This is a genomic window from Diaphorobacter sp. ED-3 (assembly GCF_027625375.1).
GTDB classification, from domain to species: Bacteria; Pseudomonadota; Gammaproteobacteria; order Burkholderiales; family Burkholderiaceae_C; genus Diaphorobacter; species Diaphorobacter nitroreducens.
Map to the genome: position 1 here is coordinate 2,546,602 of NZ_CP115182.1, position 25,916 is coordinate 2,572,517.

A 25,916-nucleotide genomic window follows, 5' to 3' on the forward strand; every position below is an offset into this window, starting at 1 on the left:
GACGAAAAAACGGCCCGCAGATTCCTCTGCGGGCCGTTTGTCTTTGGGTCGCTCAACGCCGCAGGGCGCGGCGTGCGCTTTCGGCTCAGGCGAAGTTGGCTTCGGCGAACTTCCAGTTCACCAGCTTGTCCAGGAAGGTCTCGACGAACTTGGGACGCAGGTTGCGGTAGTCGATGTAATAGGCGTGTTCCCACACGTCCACCGTCAGCAGCGCCTTGTCGGCCGTGGTCAGCGGCGTGCCGGCGGCGCCGGTGTTCACGATGTCCACCGTACCGTCGGCCTTCTTGACCAGCCAGGTCCAGCCGGAGCCGAAGTTGCCCACGGCGCTCTTCACGAACGCTTCCTTGAACGCGGCGTAGCTGCCCCACTTGGCATGGATCGCCTGGGCCAGGGCGCCGCTGGGCTCGCCACCGCCGTTGGGGGCCATGCAGTTCCAGAAGAAGGTGTGGTTCCAGATCTGCGCGGCGTTGTTGTAGATACCGCCGGACGACTTCTTGACGATCTCCTCCAGCGTCATGTTCTCGAACTCGGTGCCCTTTTGCAGGTTGTTCAGATTCACCACGTAGGCGTTGTGGTGCTTGCCGTGGTGGTATTCCAGCGTTTCCTGGCTGTAGTGCGGGGCCAGGGCATCAATCGCGTAGGGCAGCGGAGGCAGGGTATGTTCCATGGTCAAGTCCTTCGTGGGTTGGGATGGGGGAGATCGCGGCCACCAGGGCGCGGCGAAGCAACGGGCATTGTAGGAAAGTAATAGCACTCGCCGCTGTAGGCGGGCGGCGACTCCTGCCCTCTGGTACGGGATTGACCGGCGCCGCGTTCACAGCAAGCGGCGCTGCGATACTGTCAGGTCCAGTTCGCCCTCGGCCAACTGGGCATGCACGGCGTCGCCCAGGCGCACCTGGGCGGGGCGCGTCACGGGTTGCCCCTGCGCATCGGTCAGCAAGGCATAGCCGCGCTGCAGCACCAGGCGCGGATCCAGCAGTTGCAGCCGCAGCGCCGCGCGCTCCAGGCGCTCTCTGCGCTGCACCAGGCTGCGCTGCACGATTTGAGGAAAATGACTCTGCAGCGCTTGCCCCGCATGCGCAAGCCGCTGCGTTTTCAATAGCAAACCGTGGCGCAGGCGCTGTTCGAGACCGCTCAGCCGCAGTTGCTGCCGCCCCACGAAACCCGAGGGCCGGCCCAGCCGCTGGGCCGCCTGGTCCAGCCGTTGGTGCCGCAGGTCCACCTGGCGCTGTACGCCGTCGGCCAGCCGTTGCGCCAGCAGGTCGAGTGCCCCCAGCCACACGGCGCGCGGCTGTGCCACCAACTCGGCGGCGGCCGTGGGCGTGGGCGCGCGCAGGTCGGCGCAGAAGTCGGCGATGGTGAAGTCGGTCTCATGCCCCACACCGCTGACCAGCGGCACCGGGCTCTGCACGATGGCGCGGGCCACGCGCTCGTCATTGAACGCCCACAGGTCTTCGATGGAGCCACCGCCGCGCACCAGCAGGATCACATCGATGGCTGGCGGCGCCCCGGCATTCATAGCCAAATCACCGCCCAGCGCCCGCCCCTCCTGCGCAAGCAGATACATTTTTGATAGCGCTTCGGCAATCGATGCGGGCGCCTGCGCCCCCTGCACGAGGGCCGGCACCAGCACCACGGGAATGTGCGGCACGCGCCGGCGCAGTGCCGTCACCACGTCATGCAGTGCCGCAGCGCCCGGCGACGTGACCACGCCAATGCCGCGCGGCATGGCCGGCAGCGCGCGCTTGCGCGCCGCGTCGAACAGGCCCTCGGCCTCCAGTTGCGCCTTGAGGCGCATGAACTGCTCGAACAGCGCCCCCTGCCCCGCGCGCTGCAGGCTGTCGACGATGAGCTGCAGGTCGCCGCGTGCCTCGTACACGCCCAGCCGGCCGCGCACTTCGACCAGTTCGCCGTCGCGCGGGGTGAAATCCAGCACGCCTGCCGCACGGCGGAACATGGCGCAGCGGATCTGACCATTTCCATCCTTCAGCGTGAAGTAGCAGTGCCCGCTGGACGCGCGCGAGAAGCCCGTGATCTCCCCGCGCACCGCGACAGGATTGAACCGCGCCTCCAGCGCATCAGCAATGGCGCGGCATAACGCGCCAACCTCCCAGATTCGCGGCGCCACGCCTGTATCTGCACGCTCAAACACAGGCCGCTCCACGCTTGTACGCGCACCGGGCCGGTGCACTAGTCCACAGATCCGGGCATCCGGCGCCACGGCGGAAGGCCATGCGCCAACCCGCCCCCATACCACAAGAGTACGTGCAACCCATTGATTTCAAAGGTTTTTTTGATGCGCAGTTTTTCATCAAACTAAGCAAACCACGTAACGGCGCCGCTTCGCGACGGGTATGCACGTGGTTTCCCACAAAGTTATCCACAGAAAATGTGAGTCTCCCGGGCGACTCTACGTGCCCCGGCCCTGTGCTCCGAACAGGGGTGGCGTAAAGCAGACGATGCGCCCAAAGGCCGGGTTGGAAGGTGCGCCATAATCCCCGCTGCTTTTTACGTGAGCGGAGTGAGAATTGCTGTCGATCATACAAGCCGCGGGCTGGCCGATCTGGCCCCTGATTGCCTGTTCCATCCTGGCGCTGGCGCTGGTTTTTGAGCGCTTCGTCGCACTGAAGACCGCCCGTGTGGCCCCCCCGAAGCTGCTGGACGAGGCCATCTCGGTCTCCTCCAAGTCCATTCCCTCGCCCGACGTGGTGAACCAGCTGGCGCAGAACTCGGCCCTGGGCGAAGTGCTGGCCAGCGGCCTGCGCACGCTCAACAGCAACCCCCAGAGCACCGAGGCCGACGTGCGCGCCGCCATGGAGGGTGCCGGCCGCGCCGTCGCCCACCGGCTGGAGAAGTACCTCAACGCCCTGGCCACCATCGCCTCGGCCGCACCGCTGCTGGGCCTGCTGGGCACGGTGATCGGCATGATCGAGATCTTCGGCTCCCAGGCCGGCACGGGCGCCGTGGGCGCGACGGGTGGCGGCAACCCTGCGCAACTGGCGCACGGCATCTCCATTGCGCTGTACAACACCGCCTTCGGCCTGATCGTGGCCATACCGGCGCTGATCTTCTGGCGCTACTTCCGCAGCCGCGTGGACGCCTACCTGTTGACGCTGGAACTGGCGTCCGAGCAATTCGTGCGGCACATCAACCGCCTGCGCAAGTGAGCGGCGCCAGCGCACAGAGGCACGTTTCGCCATGAACTTTCGCCCCCGCCAAAAGGAAGAACCGGAGATCAACCTGATCCCCTTCATCGACGTGCTGTTGGTGATCCTCATCTTCCTGATGCTGACCACCACCTACAGCAAGTTCACCGAGCTGCAGCTCACCCTGCCCGTAGCGGACGCTCAGCAGTTGCGCGACCACCCCAAGGAAGTCATCGTGGCCGTGGCCGCCGACGGACGCTACGCCATCAACAAGACCACGCTGGAGGGCCGGCAGGTCGACCAGGTGGCGCGGGCGCTGGCCGATGCCGCCACTGCGGGGCCGAACAGCGTGGTCATCATCAGCGCCGACGCATCGGCCCCCCACCAGTCCGTGGTCACGGTGATGGAGGCCGCGCGCCGCGTGGGCCTGTCGCAGATCACCTTTGCCACCCAGTCGTCGGCCACGGCCGGCAAGTAAGCCTGCGCCGATGGCCGCGCCCGGCCGCCCGTCCCCCCTGGCCGAGCGGCTGCGCGGCGCCTGGCAGCACCGTGGCGCGCTGGCCCTGGCGCTGTGGCCGCTGTCGCTGCTGTACGGCGTGCTCACGGCGCTGCGCCGCGCGCTCTATCGCACGGGTCTGCTGCGCAGCGAGCGACTGCCCGTGCCCGTCATCGTGGTCGGCAACGTGATCGCTGGCGGCGCCGGCAAAACGCCCGTGACCCTGGCCGTGGTGCGCCACCTGCAGGCCCGCGGCTGGCGGCCGGGCGTCATCTCGCGGGGATACGGCCGCGCCACCTCAGACTGCCACGAAGTGCTGCCCGCCAGCAGCGCGGCCGAGGTGGGCGACGAGCCGCTGCTCATCGCCCGCGCCAGCGGCGCCCCGGTCTTCGTGGCGCGCAGGCGTGCCCAGGCAGGGCGCGCGCTGCTGGCCGCCCACCCCGCCACCAACATCCTGGTTTGCGACGACGGCCTGCAGCACCTGGCCCTGGCGCGCGACCTGGAAGTCTGCGTCTTCAACGACGAAGGCGCCGGCAACGGCTGGCTGCTGCCCGCCGGCCCGCTGCGCGAGCCCTGGCCGCGCGCGGTGGACCTGGTGCTCCACGCCGGCTCCCCGCCCGGTGGGGTCGCGCCGCAATTCGCGCTGTCACGTGAACTCGCCGCCCATGCCGTGAATGCCAGCGGGCAGCACCTGCCGCTGGAGCAATTGCAGGGCGAACCGTTGCACGCACTCGCGGCGATCGCCCGGCCGCACGACTTTTTTGCGATGCTGCACGCCAGGGGCCTTCAGCCCGGGAGCAAGGAAGCACTGCCCGATCACTATGATTTTTCTAGCTGGCAGCGCCCGCCGGATAAGCGCTTACGGCTGATTTGTACCGAAAAAGACGCCGTCAAGCTCTGGCCCGCGCACCCGGACGCGCTGGCCGTGCCGCTGGCCCTGCGGATCCCGCCGGCCTTCTTCGACACGCTCGACGCCCGCCTGGCGTCGCTATCATCGTCCGGCCATTGAGGAACACCATGGATCCCAAACTGCTTGAACTGCTGGTCTGCCCCGTCACCAAGGGCCCGCTGACCTACGACCGCGAACGCCAGGAACTCATCTCGCGCAGCGCGCGGCTGGCCTATCCCGTGCGCGACGGCATTCCCGTGCTGCTGGAAAACGAGGCCCGCCCCTTGAGCGACGAGGAGCTGGAACAGTGAGTCGCGCCGCACCGTTCACGGTGCTGATACCGGCGCGCCTGGCCTCCACCCGCCTGCCCAACAAGCCCCTGGCCGATATCGCCGGGCTGCCCATGGTGGTGCATGTGGCCCGCCGCGCCAGCCAGAGCGGCGCCCTGCGCTGCGTGGTCGCGGCGGACGACGCGCGCATCGTCCAGGCCTGCCAGGCGCATGGGGTGCAGGCTCTGCTGACGCGCGCCGACCACGCCAGCGGCAGCGATCGCCTGGCCGAGGCCTGCGAGCTGCTGGGCCTGGCGGGCGAAGACATTGTGGTGAACGTACAGGGTGACGAGCCCCTCATCGACCCACGGCTGATCGACGCCGTGGCCGCACTGCTGCATGCGCGCGGCGATGCCAGCATGGGCACCGCCGCGCACGCCATCGACAGCGCGGAGGACTTTGCGAACCCCAACGTGGTGAAGGTGGTGCTGGACGCGCAGGGCCTCGCGCACTACTTCAGCCGCGCCCCCATCCCCCACGCACGCGACCACGCGCCGGGCAGCCTCTGGTGGCAGCCGGGCCAACCGGGGGTGCCCGTGGGTTTCGCACCGCTACGGCACATCGGCATCTACAGCTACCGGGCAGGCTTTCTGCGCCGGTTTCCACAGCTACCAGCGGCGCCGACCGAGCAACTGGAAGCGCTGGAGCAGCTGCGCGCCCTCTGGCACGGCCACCGCATCGCCGTGCACGTGACCGGCAGCGCACCCGGTGCGGGCGTGGACACGCCAGCCGACCTGGAGCGCGTGCGCACCCTCCTGGGCGGCTAGCGCGGTCGTCAGCTTGGCGCATGGCCCGCGTGCTATCCTTGTTCGCAACAAGAGCACCTGTCCCGCGCTGGCGCGCCGACGGCAAGCGTGCCCGCTGATTTCAAAACACTAGAGGACATCCATGAGACTGATTCTGCTCGGCGCTCCCGGCGCCGGAAAGGGTACGCAGGCCGCGTTCATCTGCCAGAAATTCGGCATCCCCCAGATCTCCACCGGCGACATGCTGCGCGCCGCCGTCAAGGCCGGCACGCCCCTGGGCCTGCAAGCCAAGGCCGTCATGGATGCGGGCCAGCTCGTCAGCGACGACCTGATCATCAACCTGGTGAAGGAGCGCATCGCCGAGCCCGACTGCGCCCAGGGTTTCCTGTTCGACGGATTCCCACGCACCATCCCCCAGGCAGACGCCATGAAGGCCGCGGGCGTGAAGCTCGACTATGTGCTGGAGATCGACGTGCCGTTCGACGCCATCATCGAGCGCATGAGCGGCCGCCGCTCCCACCCGGCTTCGGGCCGCACCTACCACGTGAAGTTCAACCCGCCCAAGGTCGAAGGCAAGGACGACGTGACGGGCGAGCCCCTGGTGCAGCGCGAGGACGACAAGGAAGAAACCGTCAAGAAGCGCCTGCAGGTCTACAGCGACCAGACCCGCCCGCTGGTGGACTATTACTCCAGCTGGGCCAAGTCCGATCCCGCCAACGCGCCTAAGTACCGAGCCATTCAAGGCACCGGCAGCGTGGAGGAAATCACCCAGCGCGCCCTGACGGCACTGTCAAGCTGACGAACCCGCCGCCGGCCCCCGCCAACGCCCCGCAATGCGGGGCGTTGTGCTGTGTGCCCAGGCAAGCGCCTCGGCCCATGACGGTGCTTATGAATTAGCGGACTGCATCAGCTCCAGCAGCAGGCTGACCCGTGCCTTCACAGGGCTCAGCCCATCCGCATCGCGCCAGGGCGTGCCCGTCAGGTCCATCATCCGCCCCTGCGGGCAGCGCGAAGCCACGCGCACCTGCACCCCGGCCGCCACGGCACGCGCGAGCGCGGCCTCCAGCGCATGGTGCAGCGTGCCATTGCCGGTGGCGGCCACCACGAGGCCGTGCACGCCCTTCTCCACCAGCCAGTCCACCAACGCGCCATCCGCGCCGGCGTGGCTGAGGACGATTTCCACGCGTGGCCAGGCGGCATCTGGCAGGATCGGCACCAGCGCGCCATGCGCGGGCTGTTCCACCTGCGGCGCAAGGCCGCGGGCCCAGCGCACGCGCCCCGCTTCCATCCAGCCCAGAGGCCCAGCATCGCCGGAGTCGAACGCGTCCAGCCGCAGCGGGTGCACCTTGCTCACCTCGCGTGCCCCGTGCACCACGCCAGCGGCCGCCATCAGAACCCCCCGCGCCGAGGGATCGGCCGCCAGTGTGACGGCATCCAGCAGGTTCTGCGGCCCGTCCGGCGCGAGCGCCGTGGCCGGACGCATGGCACAGGTCAGTACCACTGGCTTGGCGGTGGTATCGAGCAGGTTGTGCAGCAGCCAGGCGGTTTCCTCCAGCGTATCCGTGCCGTGGGTGATGACGACGCCGGCCACGGCCGGGTCGGCCAGGTGTGCGGCGCAACGACCGGCCAGCCGCGTCCACACGTCAAAGCCCATGTCCTTGCTGTCCAGCTGCACCACCTGTTCAGCCACCAGCGCGCCGCCCGCGGCCTGCACCAGCCCGGGCACCGCGGCCAGCAATTGCTCCACGCCGATCTGCCCGGCCGTGTAGCCCACGTTCGCGCCTTGCACCGCGGAAGAGCCCGCAATCGTGCCGCCGGTGCCCATAACGACGATTTTTCTTGCAGCTGCCACTTGCATCCCTCCAAAAACTGTTCAAAAATACAGATACTGGATTAAAAAACAGTAACCCACTCAACCACCGACCGCATTGGATCGCACCATGCTCGACAGTCCCAAGCTCACCGCCCGCCAGCAGCAGATCCTGGACCTGATCCAGACCGCCATCGCGCGCACCGGCGCCCCGCCCACCCGCGCCGAGATCGCGGCAGAGCTGGGTTTCAAGTCCGCCAACGCGGCCGAGGAGCACCTGCAGGCGCTGGCCCGCAAGGGCGTGATCGAACTGGTCAGCGGCACCTCGCGCGGCATCCGGCTGCGCGGCGAAACCGTGCGCAACATCAATGCGGCGCGCGGCGCCCAGTTCAACCTGCCGATACCCGGCCTGTCGCAGCTCACGCTGCCGCTGGTGGGCCGCGTGGCGGCAGGCTCGCCCATTCTCGCCCAGGAGCATGTGGACCAGACCTATACGGTGGAAGGCAGCCTGTTTGCGCACAAGCCCGACTACCTGCTCAAGGTGCGCGGCATGTCCATGCGCGACGCGGGCATCATGGACGGCGACCTGCTCGCCGTACAGGCAACGCGCGAGGCGCGCAACGGGCAAATCATCGTGGCGCGCCTGGGCGATGACGTCACGGTCAAGCGCCTGCGCCGCACAGGCAGCGCCATCGAGCTGCTGCCCGAGAACCCCGACTACCCGGTGATCCGCGTCGAGCCGGGCGAACCTTTCGAGATCGAAGGGCTGGCCGTGGGCCTGATACGCAACACCATGCTCATGTAGTCCGTTGAATGCAGCGCCGCCGCAGGTGGCGGGCGTCTGGCAGGCGGTAGCCCGGGCATGCCCCGTGGCTGCGGCATGCCAACCCTGCGGATGCGCGCTTGACGTCCTTGGCAATCCTGCCTGTGTTCCACCTTCATGCCCTGGCATGCCGGAGTCTTCACATGGGATTTGCCCTCTTTGCCTTTGCCTCCCTTTCCCGCCCCTTGCGCCGCCTGCGCCGATGGGGACTGGCCGCACGCCATATGTCGCGCGGCGCTGCACCCTCTGCCTGCACCACGCACGGACGCGCCGATGCACTCCAGCGAGCGACGCCCAACGCCGGCCCTCCCGATAGCCCCGCCGTGGCGGGCATGGCGCAAGAAAATCCGGCCCGCCACCGCGCCTTTGCCATGCCTGCCGCGGATGCGGCCATGCAGCACACAGGTCTGCGGCCTGCGATCTCCACCCGTTCGCTCCCCCTGCGCGTGATCCTGCGCCATGACACCGACGACGCGTGCAAGCTCGTGATTTCCGGCCGCATGGCCGATGTGTGCGCGGAACTGGAGCGCCTGGCCCTGCGCTGACCGCGGGGCACTGCTGCGACCACTTCTGACACTTTTCGAAGGCGTCACGGCCGCAGCGCGTTCATCGCAGGCCCGTTTCTACAATGCACGGCACTTGCAACTGCCCGCCCCCAAGCACGCCATGACCCACGAGTCCCGCCTGGACCGCTTGCTGCGGCAACTGCTGTGGGGCCGGCGCACGGCCGCGCTGGCAACGCTGCAAACCCTGCCCGGCGCGGAAACGGTTCCATTCACAACGCCGGCGGTGTCGTTCGTTCCGTATGCCATCGACTCCACGGCCCAGGTGCTGGTATTGCATGTCAGCGCCCTCGCCGCCCATACCCGTAACCTGCGGCAATCGCCCGCGGTTTCTCTCCTGATCACGGCGCCCGAGGACGCGGCCCAGCCCGTGCATGCGCTGGAGCGCGTTGCCATCCAAGGACAAGCCGTACTGCTTGCGCCCGAGGCAGCCGCCAGCGCGCGCGCCGCCTACCTGCGGCACTTCCCTGAGGCAGCGCCCATGACGGCGCTGGGCGACTTCCAGTTCGTGCAGATCATCCCTTCGGCGGGCCGCCACGTGGCAGGGTTTGGCGCGGCGCGGGATTTATCTGCCGAGGAGCTGAAGGCGCTGCTCATGTCTTGACGCTGGGGCGATCGGCGCCGCCAGCAGTTGGATGGCAAGGGCCGTTCCGCCCAGGCGAGCGCTGGCGGCCGCAAGCCCGGTGCCTGGGAAGGCCACACGGGTCGCTGCCAGGGCCGGTTTGGTGACGGGTTGGCGGACGCTCGCCGTGCGCGCCAAAGCATGAACGGCCCCGCCCACGGCGGCTGGTGGCAGCACATCTGCCCCGACGGCCTGTCCCCGCGCGAGAGCCGCTCTCAAGACACCAGTTGCGACCAGACCTTGTCCAGCCGCTTGCCGCTGACCGGATACGGCGTGCGCAACTCCTGCGCGAAGAAGCTCACGCGCAGTTCCTCCAGCATCCAGCGGTACTCCTGCATGCGGGCATCCACCTGGCCCTTGCGCTCGGCCACCATGCGCCAATAGCGCTGCTCCAGCGGCTGCAGTTCCTTGAGCTTGGCGGCATCGCGTGCCGGGTCGGCGCGGTACTTGTCCAGGCGCGTGGCGATGGCCTTGAGGTAGCGCGCGTAGTGCTGCAGCTGCGCCCAGGGCGCGGCGGCGATGAACTGCTTGGGCATCAGGCGCTGCAGCTGCTGTGACGCGTCGGCCGTGGCCTCGGGAGCGTTCTTGGTGTCCTTGATCTTGCGCTGCGTGGCGGCGTATTCGATGAGAATGGCCGCCGCCATGCGCGCCACCTCGTTGGCGATCAGCGTGAGGCGCCCGCGCCCGTCCTGCACGCGCTGCTTGAACTGTGCCTCGTTGCTGGGCAGCGGCTCTTGCAGGAAGGCGCGGTCGATGGCCACGTCGATGATTTGTGCGCGCAGCTCCTCCTGCGTGCCCAGCGGCATGAAGGCCACGGCCATCTTCTGCAGATCGGGGATGTTCTTTTCCAGGTACTTGAGCGCGTCCTTGATCTGCAGCGCAAACAGCCGGCGCAGGCCCACGCGGTGGCGCGCGGCGGCGACTTCGGGTTCGTCGAACACCTCGATGCCCACCGCATCGCCGTGGTCGATGAGCGCGGGGAAACCGATCAGCGTCTGGCTGCCCTTGGCGATTTCCATCAGCTCGGGCAGTTCGCCAAAGCTCCAATCCTCGTAGCGGGCATCGGCCTTGCGTGCCGCGGGCGCGCCGACGGGTGGTTCTTTTTTGATAGCTGCTGGCGCCCGGTTTTCCTTGGTTTCAGATGGTTTTCCACCGGAATCTGGCTTCTGGTGAGCGCCACCAGCTATCTTTAATGAAGCAAGCGCCTGGAACGCCCCACGAGCCTTGCTCCCCCACTCCGCCTTGAGCGCGCCCAGGTTGCGTCCCTGGCCGAGCTGGCGGCCGTGCTCATCCGTCACGCGAAAGTTCATGAACAGGTGCGGGCTGAGCATGTCCAGCTTGAAGTCCGCGCGCTTCACGTCGAGCGAGGTTTCATCGCGCACTTGCTTGAGCAGCGTGTCGATCAAGCTGCCCTGGGCCCAACGCTCTTCCTCGGTGAACAGCGACGCCAGCCGCGCAGCACTTTCCGGCAGCGGCACGAAACGGCTGCGCGGGCGCTGCGGCAGGCTCTTGAGCAGCGCCTGAATCTTGTCCTTGAGCATGCCGGGCACCAGCCATTCCGCACGCTCCTCGCTCACCTGGTTCAGCACGAACAGCGGCACCGTGACGGTGACCCCATCGCGCGCGTCACCGGGGCTGTGCAGGTAGCTGGCCGTGCAGTCCACGCCGCCCAGCTTCACCGTCTTGGGAAAGTTGTCGGTGGTGATGCCCGCGGCCTCATGGCGCATCAGCTCGTCGCGCTTGAGAAGCAGCAGGCCGGCGCTCTCCTTGCCGGCACTGCGGAACCACTTGTCGAACGTGGCGCCGCTGTACACGTCTTTGGGAATCTGCTGGTCGTAGAAGGCGAAGATCAGCTCGTCGTCCACCAGCACGTCCTGGCGGCGGCTCTTGTGCTCCAGCTCCTGCACCTTGCGCACCAGCTTGAGGTTGGCGCCCAGGAACGGCCAATGCGTCTCCCACTCGCCCTCGACCAGCGCCTGGCGAATGAACAGGTTGCGCGCCTCGTACGGATCCACGCGGCCATAGCTCACGCGGCGGCCGTTGTAGACCACCAGGCCGTAGAGCGTGGCGCGCTCGAGCGCGACCACGTCGGCCTGTTTCTTGGACCAATGCGGGTCCAGCAGCTGCTTCTTGAGCAGATGGCCGCCCACCTCTTCCAGCCATTGCGGTTCGATCGCCGCGATACCGCGGCCGTACAGGCGCGAGGTCTCGACCTGCTCGGCTGCGACGATCCAGCGGCCGGGCTTCTTGGACAGGTGCGCGCCCGGGTGCGGGTGGAACTTGATGCCGTGCGCGCCCAGGTAGGCCTCGCTCTCCTCGGCCTTGTAACCAATGTTGCCCAGCAGGCCCGACAGCATGGACAGGTGCACGGCCTCGTAGCCCGCGGGCTCGGTGTTCACCTGCCACTGGTGCTCCCGCACCACGGTGAGCAGCTGCGAATGGATGTCGCGCCACTCGCGCACGCGGCGGATGTTGATGTAGTTCTGGCGCAGCAACTGCTCCCACTGCCGGTTGCTGAGCTTGTGGGTGGCCTCCTCCGCATCGGCGGGGTGGAACTGCGCCAGGCGCTCCTCGCCTGCGGCCTCCGCTTGCGCGCCGCTGCTGCGCTGTGCGACGGGCAGGAAGGCCGTGTTGCGCGCTTGGGCCGCGGGGGCGGTCTGGGCCGCCATCTCCTTGCGCGTCTTGGCGACGATCTTGCCGCCGCGCGCATCCTGCAGCCACTTCCACAGGCGCAGGTAGCCGGTGAACTCGCTTTTCTCGTCGTCGAACTTGGCATGCTGCTGGTCGGCCTGCTGCTGCGCCTCCAGCGGCCGGTCGCGCACGTCCTGCACGCTGAGGGCCGAGGCAATGACCAGCACCTCGGCCACGGCGCCGCGGGTGCGGGCCTCCAGAATCATGCGGCCCACGCGCGGGTCCAAGGGCAGGCGCGACAGTTCGCGGCCCATGGGCAGCAAATTGCCGCGCTCGTCCACGGCGCCCAACTCCTGCAGCAGTTGATAGCCGTCGGCGATCGCACGGCCCGAGGGCGCCTCGAGGAAGGGGAAGTTCACCACGTCGCCCAGGCCCAGCGACTTCATGCGCAGGATGACGCCCGCCAGGGACGAGCGCAGGATTTCGGGGTCGGTGAAGCGGTCGCGCTGGTGGAAGTCCGCCTCGTCGTACAGGCGGATGCAGATGCCGTTGGCCAAGCGGCCGCAGCGCCCGGCGCGCTGGTTGGCCGCCGCCTGGCTGATGGGCTCCACCAGCAACTGCTCCACCTTGCTACGGAAGGAATAGCGCTTCACGCGCGCCGTACCTGCGTCAATGACGTAACGGATGCCCGGCACAGTGAGCGAAGTCTCGGCCACGTTGGTGGCCAGCACGATGCGCCGGCCGGTGTGGCCGTCGAAGATGCGGTCCTGCTCGGCCTGCGACAGGCGCGAGAACAGGGGGAGTACCTCGGCGTTCCTCAGCACCGGCGAGTGCTGCAGGTGCTTGCGCAGGTGGTCCGCCGCCTCGCGGATCTCGCGCTCGCCGGGCAGGAAGACGAGGATGTCTCCGCCCTTGCCGCCCGCCCACAACTCGTCCACGCCGTCGGCAATGGCATCGTTGAGGTCGAAGTCCTTCTTTTCTTCAAAGGGCTTGTAGCGCATCTCCACGGGATAGGTGCGCCCGGACACCATGATGACCGGCGCCGGACCGGCCTTGCCCTCGAAGTGCTTGGCGAAGCGCTCCGCGTCGATGGTGGCCGAGGTCACGACCACCTTCAAATCGGGCCGCTGCGGCAGGATCTGCTTGAGGTAGCCCAGCAGGAAGTCGATGTTCAGGCTGCGCTCGTGCGCCTCGTCGATGATGAGCATGTCGTAGGCCTTGAGCAGCGGATCGGTCTGCGTCTCGGCGAGCAGGATGCCGTCGGTCATCAGCTTGACCGAAGCGCCCTTTTGCAGCGTGTCCTGAAAGCGCACCTTGTAACCCACCACCTCGCCCAAGGGGGTGTTCAGCTCCTCGGCAATGCGCTTGGCCACGCTGCTGGCGGCAATGCGCCGCGGCTGGGTGTGGCCGATCAGGCGCCCGCGCGTGCCCTCGGGGGCGTTGCACTTGCCGCGTCCCAGGGCCAGCGCTATTTTTGGCAGCTGCGTGGTCTTGCCCGAGCCCGTCTCGCCGCAGACGATGATGACCTGGTGCTCGGCCATGGCCGCCATGATCTCGTCGCGGCGGCTGGAGACGGGGAGTTGCTCGGGAAAGGTGATCGTGAGGGGCATAGGGGCGGGAATTATCCCAGCCCCCAGGCACCCGTGCCGCACCAGGGTCAGGCGGGGAACATGGCCTCCATCTCTCGGCGCACCCGATAGGCGTGGGTGGTGGTGTCCATCTCGACATCGTCCCAGGACAATGCCTGGCCTTTTGCCACCGGGCGCACCACGCGCGCGCTGTGCGCCAGGCCCAGCGGCAGGCCCTTGATCTGCCGCGAGGTCGCAGCCGGCAGCAGCTTGCCCCAGACGGTGTAGCCGCCCTCGCCATCCAGCAGGTCGCCCGGGCGCAGGTCACGCTTGGCCGTGGCCACCACATCGGCGTTCCAGCCCTGGGGCACGCCGGTGGGCTCGCCGCGCAGCGCCACGCTGGCCACCGACATGCCCACCTCCAGCCCGATGAGGTGCCAGCGCTTGTACAGCGTGAAGTAGCGGCCCGTGGGGTCGGTGTGGGCGTTGTATTCCTCGAAACAGTGGCGGATGTAGTCAGTCTCGCCTTCCACCGTGACCCACACGCCCATGCGGATGTCGTAGGGGATCCGGCGGCCGTCCTTCTCCAGCGACGAGATCACTTCCACCATGCCTTTTTTCTCTAGCACTCCGCCCTCGCCCACCGGGCGCGTGACGTAGGGAATGTCCTCCACACTGGCGGGCGGGTACTGCAGGCCGTTGCTCGGCACGGCCAGGCCCGTGGCGTTGGAGACGGCCGTGCTCTCAATGCTGGGCTTGGACCCGTCCAGGAAGCTGTTGAACATCTTGGGGTTCAGGCCGCCACGCTGCGCCTGCTCGGGCGTCAGGCCGTAGTAGCCCCACACCGTCTCGGGCGTGGATTCGCAGAAATGCGGCAGCCACTTGTGCCCGCGCCCGGCCGCCACCACCGGAAAGCCGCAGGTGCGGGCCCAGTCCACCAGCTCGCAGATCATGGCGGGCTGGTCGCCATAGGCCAGCGAATAGACCACGCCCGCGGCCTGGGCCTTGCGCGCCAGCAGCGGGCCGCAGAAAGCGTCGGCCTCCACGGTCACGTTCACCACATGCTTGCCGTGGGCGAAGGCGTCGAGAATGTGGTCCACCGCCGCCAGCGGGTTGCCCGTGCATTCGACGATCAGCTCGATCTGCGGGTGGCGCACCAGGGCCTGCCAGTCCTCGGTGATCCAGGTCGTGCCCTGCTCCAGCGCCTGCTGGGCAGACGCGGCCTCCGACTGCTCGGGCGCCCATCCCACGCGCGCCAGGCTGGCGCGGGCGTTGGCCGGCGACAGATCGGCAATGCCCACCAGGTGCACGCCCGGCATGCGCGGCACCTGCGCCAGGTACATGGCGCCGAACTTGCCCGCGCCGATCAGCCCAATGCGGATGGGACGCCCTTGCCGGGCACGCTGCAGCAGTTTCTGGTGAAGGTTCATGGGTATGGCAAACGATAGAAGTGCGCCGCTGCGGCGCGAAACCCCGGCGCCTGCTGGCGCGCGGGCCGGTGGGAATCCCACAGCCACCGTAGCGCAGGGTACGCCCCACGTCTCTTGGGATACGCCCTAGGGCCGGGACACCGCCCAGTACCCCACCGCCTGCAAGGCATTGAAAAGGACCGTTATCCTGCGCACGTTCTCGGCCGGCGGGGCGCACCCTTTTGTCGCCGCGCCGCCCCCCACGCCGGCCCCATACGTCGGTGCCGCTTTCTTCTTTGCATCCCCGGCTTTCCATGGTGTCTCTTGCTGCGTTGGTGATTCCGCTGCTGGCGGTCTGGCTCTGGGGGCCCGTGCGCGGCATGTCGCGCCGGGCGCGCCTGGTGGCCATTGCGCTGACCGCCCTGCTGGGCGTGACACCGGCCCTGCTGCTCAAGCTCTTGCAGGCCGGCGCCATGGATTACGCCACGCTGGCCTATCTGCAGGTGCCCGGCGGCTGGGTGTTGGGCACGCTGGTGCTGATCATTGCTTTTCTTCTGGCGCGTGATGCCGCATGGCTCGCGGCGCGGGCCGCCGCGCTCATGGGCGGGGGCGACACATGGCACCTGCGACTGCGCAGCAGGCGGTTGACCGGCACCGCCGTGGCGCTGGCGCTGGGCGCGGCGGGCTTTGGCACGGCGCAGGGCCTGCAGCCGCCCACGGTGCGTGAACAGTTGGTACACCTGCCGCAATTGCCCGAGGCCCTGGATGGCCTGCGTGTGGCCGTGCTGGCGGATATTCACGCGAGCCCCATCAACCATACCGCCTACGTGCAGAGCGTGGTGGAGCGCACCCACGCGGCGCGGCCCGACCTGATCGTGCTGCCCGGTGACCTGGTGGATGGCGACGTAGGCAGCAGCGCCGCCTTCGTAGCTCCACTGGCGCAACTGCGCGCACCGCACGGCGTATGGGCCGCGCCCGGCAACCATGAGTACTACGGCGGCTACGACGCCTGGATGGCGGAATTTCGCCGCCTGGGCCTGGGCGTCTTGGCCAACCAGACCCAGGTGCTGCAGGTGAATGGCGCGCGTCTGGCACTGTCCGGCGTGGGCGACCCGGTCTACGGCCGCACCTCTCACCACAATGCCGACCCGCGCGTGCCCGAGGGCGTGCCCCCCGATGTACCCGCGGTGGCCCGGCAGGCGCGCGCGGCGCAGGCCGACTTCCACCTGCTGCTGGCGCACCAGCCCAAGCTCGCGCGCGACAACGCCGCGCACGGCGTGGACCTGCAGGTCTCGGGCCACACGCACGGCGGGCTGATCAGCGGCATGGACCGCTGGCTGGTCGCTCCGTTCAACAACGGTTTCGTGCGCGGGCAATACGACGTGGACGGCATGCGCCTGTTCGTGAGCGCGGGCGCGGGCCTGTGGGCCGGCTTCGCAGTGCGGCTGGGCGTGCAGCCCCATATCGACCTGTTGGTGCTGCGCCGTGGCACAGCGTCGTAAGACCGCGCGACGGCCCGGCGCCGTCAAATAAGTCGGCACGAGGGTACTGCCTGGGCTGCGAGGGGACGCACCTCGCACGCAAAGCCCCGCCATCACCATCGCGACCGTTATGCAACGCAGCAGGCCGCAGAAAAGGTGGGGCTCACGACACGCGAGGGAACGTGTTCCGCATTGCCTCAGCGCAGCACGGTGAAGTAGCGCTCCAGCGCCTCGCGCTCGGTGCGCGTGCGGTTGACGGGTGCGCCCGCGTCTTCCCAGCCCAGCGCCATGCCGCAGACGACCACCTCGCTGGCCGGCAGGCCCAGCGCGTCGCGCACGATCTGCGGGTAGCTCGCCAGCGCACCAATGGCACAGCTGGCCAGCCCCTGGGACTGCGCGGCCAGCATCAGTCCGTGCAGACACATGCCCAGGTCCATGAAGCCACCTGCGCCGAAACCGCGGTCGATGGTGACGATCAGCGCCACGGGTGCATCGAAGAAGCGGTAGTTGCGCTCGAACTGCGCGGCCCGACCCGCGCCGTCGCCGCGCGCCACACCCAGCGCCCCGTACAGCGCCTGCGCGGCTGCCACCTGGCGTTTGCGCAATGCCAGCGGCATGGGGCGGGGGAAATAGCCATAGTCCTCGGCCTCAGGCACCTGGTCGCGCCACGCCTGGCACAGCGCGGCACTCAGGCGTTCGCGCACCGCGCCCTCCACGGCCCAGAAGCGACCCGGCTGCAGATTGGCCCCGCTGGGCGCCAGCCGCGCCGCAGCCAGCAACCGCTCCAGCAGCGCGAGGGGCACGGGCCGCGGCAGGAAGGCGCGCACGGAATGGCGCGCCTGCGCCAGCGTCTCGAAGGCGTCCTGCGCCACAGGCATCGTCAGGGGTTCGGTCATTCTCACTCCGGCATTTCCACCCAGGTGGCCGCACCCAGGCCACCCGCACCCGCAATGCACGCCATGCCGCGCAGCGTGCGGTCGGTGCGGTCGGCACCCTGCCGCTGCGCCATCTGCGCCAGCACGCGCACTAGCGCAATGGCGCCCGATGCACCGATGGGGTGCCCGCGCGCCAGGCCGCCCCCGCCCCGGTTGATGGCACCGAGCGGCAAGCCCAGCGCATTGCAGAACGCCAGGCCCTGCGCCGCAAAGGCGTCGTGCAGTTCCAGCGCCTCCAGCGCCGCCCAATCCCAGCCACAGCGTTGCTGCGCGGCGCGTGCCACGTCGACGGCGCAGAGCATGGGCGACTCGGGCGCGCCACCCACGCTGGCGCTGCCGCGCCACTGCGCACGCGGCCGCACGCCCCAGCGCGCGCAAGCCGAGGGCGTGGCCAACAGCAGCAGGGCCGCGCCGTCCGCCTTGGGCGACACGGCGACGGTGCTGAGGCTGCAATCCTGGCCGTCCACCGATTGACCGCTGGCCACCGCAGGCATGCGCGCCACACGCGCGGCGCTCAACAGGCGCGGGTAGGCGTCGTGCGCCAACCCCCGCAACGGCACGATTTCATGGGCCATGGCAGCGCGCGCCGCCACGCTGCGCGCATGGCTGGCCATGGCGTACGCATCCTGCGCGTGGCGCGTGAGCCCGAGGCGCCGCGCGCCGTCCAGCGCGGCCAGCAGCATGTCGGGGTCGCGCGCGGGCCAGGGCGTGAAGGGTGGCCGGTCATAGGGCACCGGTGCCTCCTCCGCCTGCAGAGGCCGGTGCATGCGCAGGGGTGCGCGGCTCCACGCCTCGGCCCCGCCGGCAACCACGACATCGGCCTGGCCCAGCGCCAGCAGACCGCAGGCATGGGTGACGGCATCCAGCCCCGCGCAGCACTGGCTGTCCAGCGTCACGGCGGGAATGCCCTCGGGGAGGCCGGCCGCCAGCGCCAGCATGCGGGCGGGGTTGCCCCCGGCGCCCAGGGCGTTGCCCAGCACCACGGCATCGACGGCCTCGGGCGGCAACCCGGCATCCGCCAGCATGCGCGCCACCAGCGGCGCCGCCAGATCGTGCGGCTGGCAGGCCGCGAGCACCCCGCCGACCGGCGCCACCGGCGTGCGCGCCCAGGCCAATATGGGAATAGCGTTCACCGCCAGCGCTCCAGCGAGGGCGACGGCGCCTGCAGCGCGCGGGCGATGGCTGCGTGGTCGGTCTTGCCGCTGGGCGTCTGCGGCCAGTCGCCCACCCACACCCACCAGTGGCGCGGCGCCTTGTAAGGCTCCAACACCGCGCGGCACCAGGCCGCCAGCTCCAGCGCGCCGGGTGGCGGCGCGTCGCCCTGCCACTGCAGCACCGCCTGCACACGCAGGCCGCGCAGGCCGTCGGCCACACCCTGCAGGCTGGCCTGCGCCACCTGTGGGTGGGCCAGCAGGCGCGCCTCCACTTCCTCGGGGAACAGGTTCTTGCCTTGGGTGACGAGCATGCGGTTCTCGCGCCCGCACAGGTGCAGCAAACCGCTGTCGTCCACGTAACCCATGTCGCGCACCGAGAGCCAGTCGCCCTCGCGCAGGGCGGCGGTGCCGTCCGCGGCGTTCACGTAATCCATGAACAGCATGGGACTGCGCACCCAGATCAGCCCCGGCACGCCCTGCGGCAGCGCGCCGCTGCGGGGATCGGGGCCGATGTGCAGGTCCACGTTGCTGAACGGCCGGCCCACGGCCTGGGCCGGTGCGCCCGGCTCTGCATCCATCCAGGCGACGTAGCTGGCCTCGGATGCACCGTAGAACTCCACGATGCGTGCGCGCGGGAACAACCGGCGCAGCGCGGGTGTGCGCTCGCGCAGCCAGCGCGCGCCGCTGATCAGCACCAGCTCCACCCCTTCGATAGGTGCCAGCTGCCGCCGCTCGGCCCACTGCAGCATCAGCACAAGCTGGCTGGGCACCGCCACCAGCAAGGGCGCGCAGCCCGCGCGCAGGGTGTCCAGCGCGCGCGGCGCGGAAAAGCGCTCCTGCAGCACCGCGCCAGCGCCCGTCCACAGGCCCAGCAGCGCGCCGAACAGGAACAGCGAATGCGACATGCGGCCCGGCGCCAGCACGCGCGTGGCCGCCGCGACACCAAAGTCCTGCAGGCTGACGCGAAAGCTCTCCACCCAGGAGCGGTGGTGGCGCATGAAGCCCTTGGGCAGGCCCGTGCTGCCCGAGGTGAAGCCCACGTAGAACGGCGACTGCGGCGTGGCCGCTGCCGGGGCTCCGGAGCCCAGAGGCAGCCGCCCGGCAACCGCCCGGGCCACACCCGCCGGCCACTGGGGATCGCCCATCGCCGCGCAGCGCCCGCTGGCGATCACGCCCAGAAATTCCACCACCCCCTCCAGCGTGCCGGCATCACCGGGCAGCAGCACGGTGGCCGGCGCGCCTTGCGCATCCCAGTAGCGCGCCCGCGTCTGCACACGGTCGTGCAGCGTCGCGAAGTCCCACTGGGTGGTTTCATTGGCCAGCGCCAGGCAGTGCGGCTGGGTGCGGGCCCAGTGCGCCAGGGGGCCATGTACCCACTCGAACAGATCGGGCAGCGCATCGCCCGTCAGCAGTTGCGGCAGGGGCGCCAGCGCCTGCCGCTTGCAAGGGTGGGTGTTCAACGTTCGCGCCCACCAAACGGCCAGTCTGGCTGCGCCTTGGCCACGGTATGCACCACCACCGCGCAGAGCGCGCACTTGACCAGGTCACCGGGCACGAAGACCAGGTCCGCCAGAAAGGCCTTGTCCAGCGGCATCTGCGCCAGCAGCACGAGGCCGGCAATGCCCATGGCATGCAGGAAGACCAGCCCGCCAAGCACGGAAGCGATGAACGCGCTCGTGGCCGTGCGCAGCGGCGTGCCCTGCGGCAGTGTGCGCATCAGCGCGCCCGTCACTCCCGCCGCCAGCGCGTAGCCCACCAGATAGCCGGCCGACGGCGCCATGAACACCCCCAGGCCGCCCCGCCCGCCCGACAGCAGCGGCAGGCCGGCCGCCACGGCCGCCAGGAACAGCAGCATGGACTGAAAGCCCCGGCGCGCGCCCAGCAGGCAGCCGGCCAGCATCACGCCCAGCGACTGCAGCGTGATCGGCACGCCCAGCGGTAGGTCGATCTTGGGAATGAGCCCCATCACGGCCATGAGCGCGGCGAACAGCGCCACCAGCGCCATGGAGTGGGAGGCTTTGCGGGATATGGCAGCAGTCATACAACTCCTTGGGTCGACAAGAAAAAACAGGAATAGTCAGCCGCCCAAACGGGCGTAGAGGGCATCAGCCACACGCTGCGCCCCCTGCAGCATCTGCACGGTGAGCGGCGCGATCAGCCGCAGGCCGCCGGCGCGGCCGGTGCGCAGGCGGTGGGCTTCGTCCAGCTTCTTCCACTGCACGAAGAAATGTTCGGTGAACCGCAGCATCAGCGCCAGTTGCAGCGACACGCGCTCCGGCCGCAGGCCGAGGTGCGCCAGGGGCCGCAGCAGCGCATCCAGCACCTGCAGCAAGTCCGTGGGACGCGTGCTCACGGTGAGCGCCACCCCCAGTGTGGAGGCGCAGGCCAGGCGCAGCGCGCTCACCGCCGCCACCTCGGGCCGGCCCATCCACAGGTGAAAGCCCGCCACCAACGCCGCAGCGATAAGCACCGACACGATGAGCCGGCGCGCCACGCGCGTGGCCGGCCCCAGACTCCACCACAACAGTGCGCACGCCACGCCCGCCGCCGCCAACGCCCCCGGCGCCGACAGCACGAACAGCAACGTGCCCAGCACCGCCATGCCGGCCAGCTTGCACCCCGCGGGCCAGCGGTGCAGCCAGGTGAGGTGTTCGCTGTAGAGGCTACCCATGGCGGTGCATCCTTCGCTCAGGCCGCGGCGCGCATACGGGCATGTGGCATGCCCGCCGCGGCGCGGGCCCGCGCCACCTGTTGGGCAACGGCGGCTTCATACGCCGCGCACACATCGTGGCCGCGGCCGTCCGCCTGCACCCGGCCTTCATGCAGCCAGACCAAGCGCGGGTAGTCGCGCACATGCTCCAGCACATGGGTGGACACCACCACCTGCCGCCCGCAGGCGGCAATGTCATCGGCCAGCCGTGCCTGCCCCGGCAGGTCCAGGCTGGCGAAGGGTTCGTCCAGCAACAGCGTTCGCGGCCCGGCGAGCAGCAATGCAAGCCAACAAACGTGCTGGCGCTGGCCCTGGCTCAACGCCCCGACCGCGCGCGCGGCCCAGTCGGCAAGGCCCCGTTCGGCCAGGAAGGCGCGGGCGCGCGCCAGCGCATCACGCCGAGACAGGCCCTGCGGTTGCAGGCCCAGGGCGAGCTCCTCTTCCACCGTGGGAAAGATGATTTGATCGTCGGGGTTCTGGAACATCATGCCCACGCGCTGGGCCCGCAATTGCCCTTGCGGCAGTGCCTGCAAGTCCTGCCCGTGCGACAGCACCTGGCCTTCGTCGGGCACCTCCAGCGCGCACAACAGCCGCAGCAGGCTGGTCTTGCCTGCGCCGTTGTGGCCGATCAGTCCAATGCGCGGCTCGGCCAGCATGAGATCAAGCCCGTCAAAGACCTGCGTGACACCGCGGCGCAGGCGCACCTGCCGCACTTGCAGCACTGGAGCGTCAGGGGGGTGAGAGGAACAGGAGGGGAGCATGCCAAAAAAGCCAAGCAAATTCGCCGCGGATTCTACGCCCCTTAAAAATCCTTTTCTTTCAGCAAAAAGCATCTATTGCCAATCAATTTCCGCCAATAAGCAGGCAAATCACATCCGCAACCTTCAGCAAAAGAGCACAAAAATCCGGCCCTTTCAACGCAGTTATCTTCAACTGGGCTCATTTGCGACAACCCACCCTCTTCATGCCACCATCTGCATCCTTTATAGCGTCATCTACCGCGAAAAATGATGCATTGTCTATCCCGGAACCGTACATCCAGCGAAGACAATAGGTGTCCTGTTCGCCGCCTCCCGCCCATGAAGACCTCTTCCACCGCTCTTGAACGCCGCAATCTTGGCCTGCTGGTCGCCGCCCAGTCATTGGGTGGCGCCTCGCCCCCCATCATCATTTCGCTCGGGGGCTTGGTGGGCCAGATGCTGTCGAGCACGCCTACCGCCAGCACGCTGCCCGTGAGCCTGTACCAGCTGGGCCTGGCCCTCTCTACCCTGCCCGCGGCATGGCTCATGCACCGCACGGGCCGCCGCACGGCCTATCTGCTGGGCGCGGTGCTGGGCGTGCTGTCGGGCTTGATCGCGGCCTGGGGCATCAGCCAGTCGGACTTCCTGCTGTTCTGCCTGGGCACGACGCTGGCGGGCTTCTACGGCGCCTGCGTGCAGAGCTACCGCTTCGCCGCGATCGACGCGGTGGGCGACACCACCACGCGGCACGCCAGCGCCATATCGCGGGTCATGGTGGGCGGGCTGATCGCGGCCATCATTGGCCCGCAGGTGGTGATCTGGACGCGCGACAGCCTGCCCGCCACGCCGTTCGCCGGCAGTTTCTACAGCCAGGCCGCGCTTGCGCTGCTGGCGTTGCCCCTGCTGCTGGCCCTGCGCCTGCCGCCCGCGCCGCCGCGTGCCGAGTCGCATGGCGCGCGGCCGCTGTCGCAGATCGCGCGCACGCCGCAGTTCATCGTGGCGGCGATCGCGGGCGTGGTGAGCTATGGGCTGATGGCCTTTCTGATGACGGCCGCTCCCATGGCCATGGTGGGCTGCGGCCACAGCGTGGGCGAAGCCGCCCTGGGCATCCAGTGGCATGTGCTCGCCATGTTCGCACCCAGCTTCTTCACCGGCCGTCTGATCGCCCGTTGGGGCAAGCGCGCCGTAACGGACCTGGGGCTGGTGCTGATTGCCGCGTCGGGCCTGCTGGCGCTGATGGGACTGGCGCTCACCCATTTCTGGGGCGCTCTGGTGCTGCTGGGCGTGGGCTGGAACTTCGGCTTCATCGGCGCCACGGCCCTGCTGGCCGACTGCCACCGCCCGTCCGAGCGTGCCAAGGTGCAGACGCTGAACGACTTCCTGGTCTTCGGCACCGTGGCCGTGGCGTCCTTCGGCTCGGGCCAGTTGCTGCACAGCGTCGGCTGGGGCGGCATCAACGCCGGCATGCTGCCCATGGTGGCGGTGGTGCTGGCGCTGCTGGGCTGGCAGAGCCTGCGCCAGCGCCGCGGGGCCGCTACCCAAGGCTGATTACTCCTTTTTTTATAGCTGCCAGCGCTTTATCAGTAAGCGCTACAGCACAAAAAATGCCTTGACGCTACGCCCCGTGCGCTACAACGGCAGCCAGCGCCGCCACGCTGCCACGCGCCTGGGCGGCGGCACGTCGCGCGCACCCCGGCTGCGCAGCAGTGCGGCCAGCTCACCGCGGCCATGGCGCAGCGCAGCCTGCAGCGGCGTGAGCCCGTCGAACTCCGACAGCAGGTGCGGGTCCGCCCCGTGCTCCAGCAGGTAGCGCGCCACCGCATCGTGGCCCTGCACCAGGCTGGCGACGAGCGGCGTGCACAGCACCTCGGGGTGCTGGTAGTTGGGATCCACGCCCGCGCTGATGTGATAGCGCACCCGGGCCAGATCCCCCGTGGAGGCGGCGGCGTACAGGTCTTTCCAGTCTCCGGCGGACATGGGCGCTCCTTTCATCGGGTTCTCATACGGCACTGCCGCGCAATATAGACGCCGCAGTACGCGTGGCACACCGGGGGGCCCCCCATGGCAACCGCCCGCCATCGCGATGGACTGGTCCATACTCCCGGAGAGCGGTACCAGCCCGGCGCCGCCTTCTTCAGGAGCATGCGTGCAATCGGCGTGTGAGCAGTGGTTTGACGAGGCGTACTACCAGCGCTACTACTTCGACAAGAAAACCAGCGTGGTGGACCCCGGCCATGCGCAGCGGCTGGGCAGCTTCGTCTGCAGCTATCTGCACTACCTGCGCGTGCCCGTGGCACGGGTGCTGGACGTGGGCTGCGGCATCGGCCTGTGGCGGGACATGGTGCAGCACCACCTGCCCGGCGCGCTCTACCAGGGCGTGGAATACAGCCCCTACCTGTGCGAGCGTTTTGGGTGGGAGCGCGGCTCGGTGGTGGACTACACGGCGCGCGAGCCTTTCGACTTCGTCATCTGCCAGGGCGTGCTGCCTTACCTGGGCACGCAGGACCTGGCGCGGGCGCTGGACAACCTGGGGCGCCTGTGCCGCGGCGCGCTGTACCTGGAGGCCGTCACGCGCGAGGACTACGAGCGCGACATCATCGACGAAGACCTGACCGACCCGCGCCTGTACCGCCACCGCGCGTCGCTGTACCGCCGCGGCCTCGCGCGGCACTTCATCGACATGGGCGGCGGCCTGTGGCTCAGCCGCCAGGCGCAGGTGCCGCTGTTCGCCCTGGAGGCCCCGGGACAGTAGCGCTCATTGATTGATAGCTGCCCGCGCTTGACCGGTGGGCGTCAGACGCAAAAAAGGCCGTGAATCCTCACGGCCTTTTTTGTCACCTATTGCATGCGTTTAGTCCGCCGTAGCACCCGATGCCTTGACCGCAGCACCCCACTTCTGAATGTCGGCGGCGATCAGCTTGGCAAAGTCGGCCGTGCTCAGGCCATAGGCCTCGGCGCCCAGGTCGGAGATTTTCTGCTTCACATTCTCCTGGGCCAGGATCTCACGCACATATTTGTTCATGCGCTCGGCCAGGTCCTGGGGCAGGCCCTTGGAGCCGATCATGCCGTACCAGGGCTCGGCCTCGAAGCCGGGAAAGCCCTGCTCCGCCAGCGGCTTCACGCCCGGGAACTTGGGCGAGGCGGTCTTGCTGGTGATGGCCAGCGCCTTGATCTTGCCGGCCTCGATCTGCGGCTTGAGCGGCACGGGGTTGTCGATGGCGTACTGCACTTCGTTGGACATCACGGCCAGCACCAGCGGCGCGGAGCCCTTGTAGGGCACGTGCATGGTCTTGGCCTTGGCCTGCATGTGGAACATCTCCACGATCATGTGCTGGGGCGAGCCCGCGCCGGCCGAGCCGAAGTTGATCTTGTCGGCCTTGATGAGCTTGAGCAGCTCGTCCACCGAGTTGATGCCCGAGTTGGCGCCCGTGACCAGCAGGAACGGCGCCTTGGCCAGCGGGGTGATGGGCGTGAGGTCCTTCACCGGGTCGTAGGGCACGTTCTTGTACAGCGTGGGCGAAATCACCACCGGGCTGCTGGAGCCCACCAGGAAGGTGCCGCCGTCGGGCTTGGCGCGGCTCACGTAGGCGGTGGCGATGTTGCCGTTGGCACCGGCCTTGCTTTCCACGATCACGCTGGCAGTGATGCGCTTTTCCAGCTCGTTGGCGATGATGCGCGCCAGCATGTCGCTGGTGCCGCCGGGTGCGTAGGGCTGCACCAGCGTGATGGTCTTGACCGGCCAGGCATCCTTGGCCAGCGCCATCGTGGGTGCGCCTGCGGCCAGGGCCAGGACTGCGCCAGCGGCAAGAACGGTTCTGCGGAACATAAGCTCTCCTTCAGTGAGGGCCCTTGTGGGGCCGGTGT

The 25,916-nt window shown here is 68.8% G+C and carries 26 protein-coding genes; 13 read left to right on the forward strand and 13 right to left on the reverse strand.

Annotated features, from left to right (window positions below; genetic code table 11):
- Nucleotides 1-85 precede the first annotated feature (85 nt).
- Both PCQ86_RS12440 and xseA read right to left on the reverse strand, forming a co-directional pair.
- Nucleotides 86-667 (reverse strand): superoxide dismutase, encoded by a 582-nt coding sequence (locus tag PCQ86_RS12440; RefSeq protein WP_135147742.1) that lies wholly within the window; start codon nt 665-667, stop codon nt 86-88.
- A 147-nt stretch (nt 668-814) separates the two neighbouring features.
- Nucleotides 815-2,152: an exodeoxyribonuclease VII large subunit gene (xseA, locus tag PCQ86_RS12445; protein WP_270173872.1), complete on the reverse strand. Its 1,338-nt coding sequence runs from the start codon at nt 2,150-2,152 to the stop codon at nt 815-817.
- Between the two features lie 376 nt (nt 2,153-2,528).
- Here xseA and PCQ86_RS12450 point away from each other — a divergent pair, with 376 nt between their 5' ends.
- From PCQ86_RS12450 to adk, 6 genes are all read left to right on the forward strand, one after another.
- Nucleotides 2,529-3,167, forward strand: a complete 639-nt coding sequence (locus PCQ86_RS12450; protein ID WP_011805510.1) for a MotA/TolQ/ExbB proton channel family protein — start codon at nt 2,529-2,531, stop codon at nt 3,165-3,167.
- Nucleotides 3,168-3,198: 31 nt separating this feature from the next.
- A complete protein-coding gene (locus PCQ86_RS12455) occupies nt 3,199-3,624 on the forward strand; it encodes an ExbD/TolR family protein (protein ID WP_011805511.1) in 426 nt (141 codons plus the stop codon).
- A 10-nt stretch (nt 3,625-3,634) separates the two neighbouring features.
- The gene (gene lpxK / locus PCQ86_RS12460; protein WP_270173873.1) at nt 3,635-4,651 is read left to right on the forward strand and encodes a tetraacyldisaccharide 4'-kinase; all 1,017 of its coding nucleotides are present in this window, start codon (nt 3,635-3,637) and stop codon (nt 4,649-4,651) included.
- Between the two features lie 8 nt (nt 4,652-4,659).
- The gene (locus PCQ86_RS12465) at nt 4,660-4,842 is read left to right on the forward strand and encodes a Trm112 family protein (RefSeq protein WP_011805513.1); all 183 of its coding nucleotides are present in this window, start codon (nt 4,660-4,662) and stop codon (nt 4,840-4,842) included.
- Complete coding sequence (gene kdsB / locus PCQ86_RS12470) at nt 4,839-5,627, forward strand: 3-deoxy-manno-octulosonate cytidylyltransferase (RefSeq protein ID WP_270173874.1); 789 nt, start codon at nt 4,839-4,841, stop codon at nt 5,625-5,627. Before PCQ86_RS12465 ends, kdsB begins: the two co-directional genes overlap by 4 nt.
- 121 nt (nt 5,628-5,748) lie before the next feature.
- Nucleotides 5,749-6,405, forward strand: a complete 657-nt coding sequence (gene adk, locus PCQ86_RS12475) for an adenylate kinase (RefSeq protein WP_270173875.1) — start codon at nt 5,749-5,751, stop codon at nt 6,403-6,405.
- 87 nt (nt 6,406-6,492) lie between these two features.
- On the opposite strand, the gene PCQ86_RS12480 is transcribed toward adk, so the two are convergent.
- On the reverse strand, nt 6,493-7,464 hold the full coding sequence (locus tag PCQ86_RS12480; protein ID WP_270173876.1) for an asparaginase: 972 nt from the start codon (nt 7,462-7,464) through the stop codon (nt 6,493-6,495).
- 82 nt (nt 7,465-7,546) lie between these two features.
- Between PCQ86_RS12480 and lexA the strand changes: the two genes are divergently transcribed.
- From lexA to PCQ86_RS12495, 3 genes are all read left to right on the forward strand, one after another.
- On the forward strand, nt 7,547-8,221 hold the full coding sequence (gene lexA / locus PCQ86_RS12485; RefSeq protein WP_011805517.1) for a transcriptional repressor LexA: 675 nt from the start codon (nt 7,547-7,549) through the stop codon (nt 8,219-8,221).
- A 161-nt stretch (nt 8,222-8,382) separates the two neighbouring features.
- Nucleotides 8,383-8,784, forward strand: coding sequence for a hypothetical protein (locus tag PCQ86_RS12490; RefSeq protein ID WP_011805518.1), 402 nt, complete (start codon nt 8,383-8,385; stop codon nt 8,782-8,784).
- Between the two features lie 121 nt (nt 8,785-8,905).
- The gene (locus PCQ86_RS12495; protein WP_270173877.1) at nt 8,906-9,406 is read left to right on the forward strand and encodes a pyridoxamine 5'-phosphate oxidase family protein; all 501 of its coding nucleotides are present in this window, start codon (nt 8,906-8,908) and stop codon (nt 9,404-9,406) included.
- A 233-nt stretch (nt 9,407-9,639) separates the two neighbouring features.
- Here the strand turns inward: PCQ86_RS12495 and hrpA are convergent, their stop codons facing one another.
- On the reverse strand, nt 9,640-13,665 hold the full coding sequence (gene hrpA / locus PCQ86_RS12500) for an ATP-dependent RNA helicase HrpA (protein WP_270173878.1): 4,026 nt from the start codon (nt 13,663-13,665) through the stop codon (nt 9,640-9,642).
- Nucleotides 13,666-13,712: 47 nt separating this feature from the next.
- Nucleotides 13,713-15,053, reverse strand: coding sequence for an NAD(P)H-dependent oxidoreductase (locus PCQ86_RS12505; RefSeq protein ID WP_270173879.1), 1,341 nt, complete (start codon nt 15,051-15,053; stop codon nt 13,713-13,715).
- A gap of 293 nt (nt 15,054-15,346) precedes the next feature.
- Here PCQ86_RS12505 and PCQ86_RS12510 point away from each other — a divergent pair, with 293 nt between their 5' ends.
- A complete protein-coding gene (locus PCQ86_RS12510; RefSeq protein ID WP_270173880.1) occupies nt 15,347-16,534 on the forward strand; it encodes a metallophosphoesterase in 1,188 nt (395 codons plus the stop codon).
- A 176-nt stretch (nt 16,535-16,710) separates the two neighbouring features.
- Here the strand turns inward: PCQ86_RS12510 and PCQ86_RS12515 are convergent, their stop codons facing one another.
- From PCQ86_RS12515 to PCQ86_RS12540, 6 genes are read right to left on the reverse strand one after another with little or no spacing between them, the layout of a single operon-like run.
- Nucleotides 16,711-17,409: a nitroreductase gene (locus PCQ86_RS12515; protein WP_270173881.1), complete on the reverse strand. Its 699-nt coding sequence runs from the start codon at nt 17,407-17,409 to the stop codon at nt 16,711-16,713.
- Between the two features lie 2 nt (nt 17,410-17,411).
- Nucleotides 17,412-18,581 (reverse strand): thiolase family protein, encoded by a 1,170-nt coding sequence (locus PCQ86_RS12520; RefSeq protein ID WP_270173882.1) that lies wholly within the window; start codon nt 18,579-18,581, stop codon nt 17,412-17,414.
- Entirely contained in the window at nt 18,578-20,062 is a 1,485-nt protein-coding gene (locus tag PCQ86_RS12525; RefSeq protein WP_270173883.1) for an AMP-binding protein, read from the reverse strand. Before PCQ86_RS12525 ends, PCQ86_RS12520 begins: the two co-directional genes overlap by 4 nt.
- The gene (locus tag PCQ86_RS12530; RefSeq protein ID WP_270173884.1) at nt 20,059-20,643 is read right to left on the reverse strand and encodes a biotin transporter BioY; all 585 of its coding nucleotides are present in this window, start codon (nt 20,641-20,643) and stop codon (nt 20,059-20,061) included. The genes PCQ86_RS12525 and PCQ86_RS12530 overlap by 4 nt, the downstream gene beginning before the upstream one ends.
- 36 nt (nt 20,644-20,679) lie before the next feature.
- On the reverse strand, nt 20,680-21,273 hold the full coding sequence (locus tag PCQ86_RS12535; protein ID WP_103738753.1) for an energy-coupling factor transporter transmembrane component T family protein: 594 nt from the start codon (nt 21,271-21,273) through the stop codon (nt 20,680-20,682).
- 17 nt (nt 21,274-21,290) lie between these two features.
- Nucleotides 21,291-22,073, reverse strand: a complete 783-nt coding sequence (locus PCQ86_RS12540) for an energy-coupling factor ABC transporter ATP-binding protein (RefSeq protein ID WP_270173885.1) — start codon at nt 22,071-22,073, stop codon at nt 21,291-21,293.
- Here PCQ86_RS12540 and PCQ86_RS12545 point away from each other — a divergent pair.
- Entirely contained in the window at nt 22,072-22,323 is a 252-nt protein-coding gene (locus PCQ86_RS12545) for a hypothetical protein (protein ID WP_270173886.1), read from the forward strand. The two genes, PCQ86_RS12540 and PCQ86_RS12545, sit on opposite strands and share 2 nt — an antisense overlap.
- 68 nt (nt 22,324-22,391) lie before the next feature.
- On the forward strand, nt 22,392-23,600 hold the full coding sequence (locus PCQ86_RS12550) for an MFS transporter (RefSeq protein ID WP_270173887.1): 1,209 nt from the start codon (nt 22,392-22,394) through the stop codon (nt 23,598-23,600).
- Nucleotides 23,601-23,681: 81 nt separating this feature from the next.
- On the opposite strand, the gene PCQ86_RS12555 is transcribed toward PCQ86_RS12550, so the two are convergent.
- The gene (locus PCQ86_RS12555) at nt 23,682-24,029 is read right to left on the reverse strand and encodes an ankyrin repeat domain-containing protein (RefSeq protein WP_103738341.1); all 348 of its coding nucleotides are present in this window, start codon (nt 24,027-24,029) and stop codon (nt 23,682-23,684) included.
- Between the two features lie 169 nt (nt 24,030-24,198).
- Here PCQ86_RS12555 and PCQ86_RS12560 point away from each other — a divergent pair, with 169 nt between their 5' ends.
- Nucleotides 24,199-24,804, forward strand: coding sequence for a class I SAM-dependent methyltransferase (locus PCQ86_RS12560; RefSeq protein ID WP_172206726.1), 606 nt, complete (start codon nt 24,199-24,201; stop codon nt 24,802-24,804).
- Between the two features lie 99 nt (nt 24,805-24,903).
- On the opposite strand, the gene PCQ86_RS12565 is transcribed toward PCQ86_RS12560, so the two are convergent.
- On the reverse strand, nt 24,904-25,878 hold the full coding sequence (locus tag PCQ86_RS12565; protein ID WP_103738335.1) for a Bug family tripartite tricarboxylate transporter substrate binding protein: 975 nt from the start codon (nt 25,876-25,878) through the stop codon (nt 24,904-24,906).
- Nucleotides 25,879-25,916 lie beyond the last annotated feature (38 nt).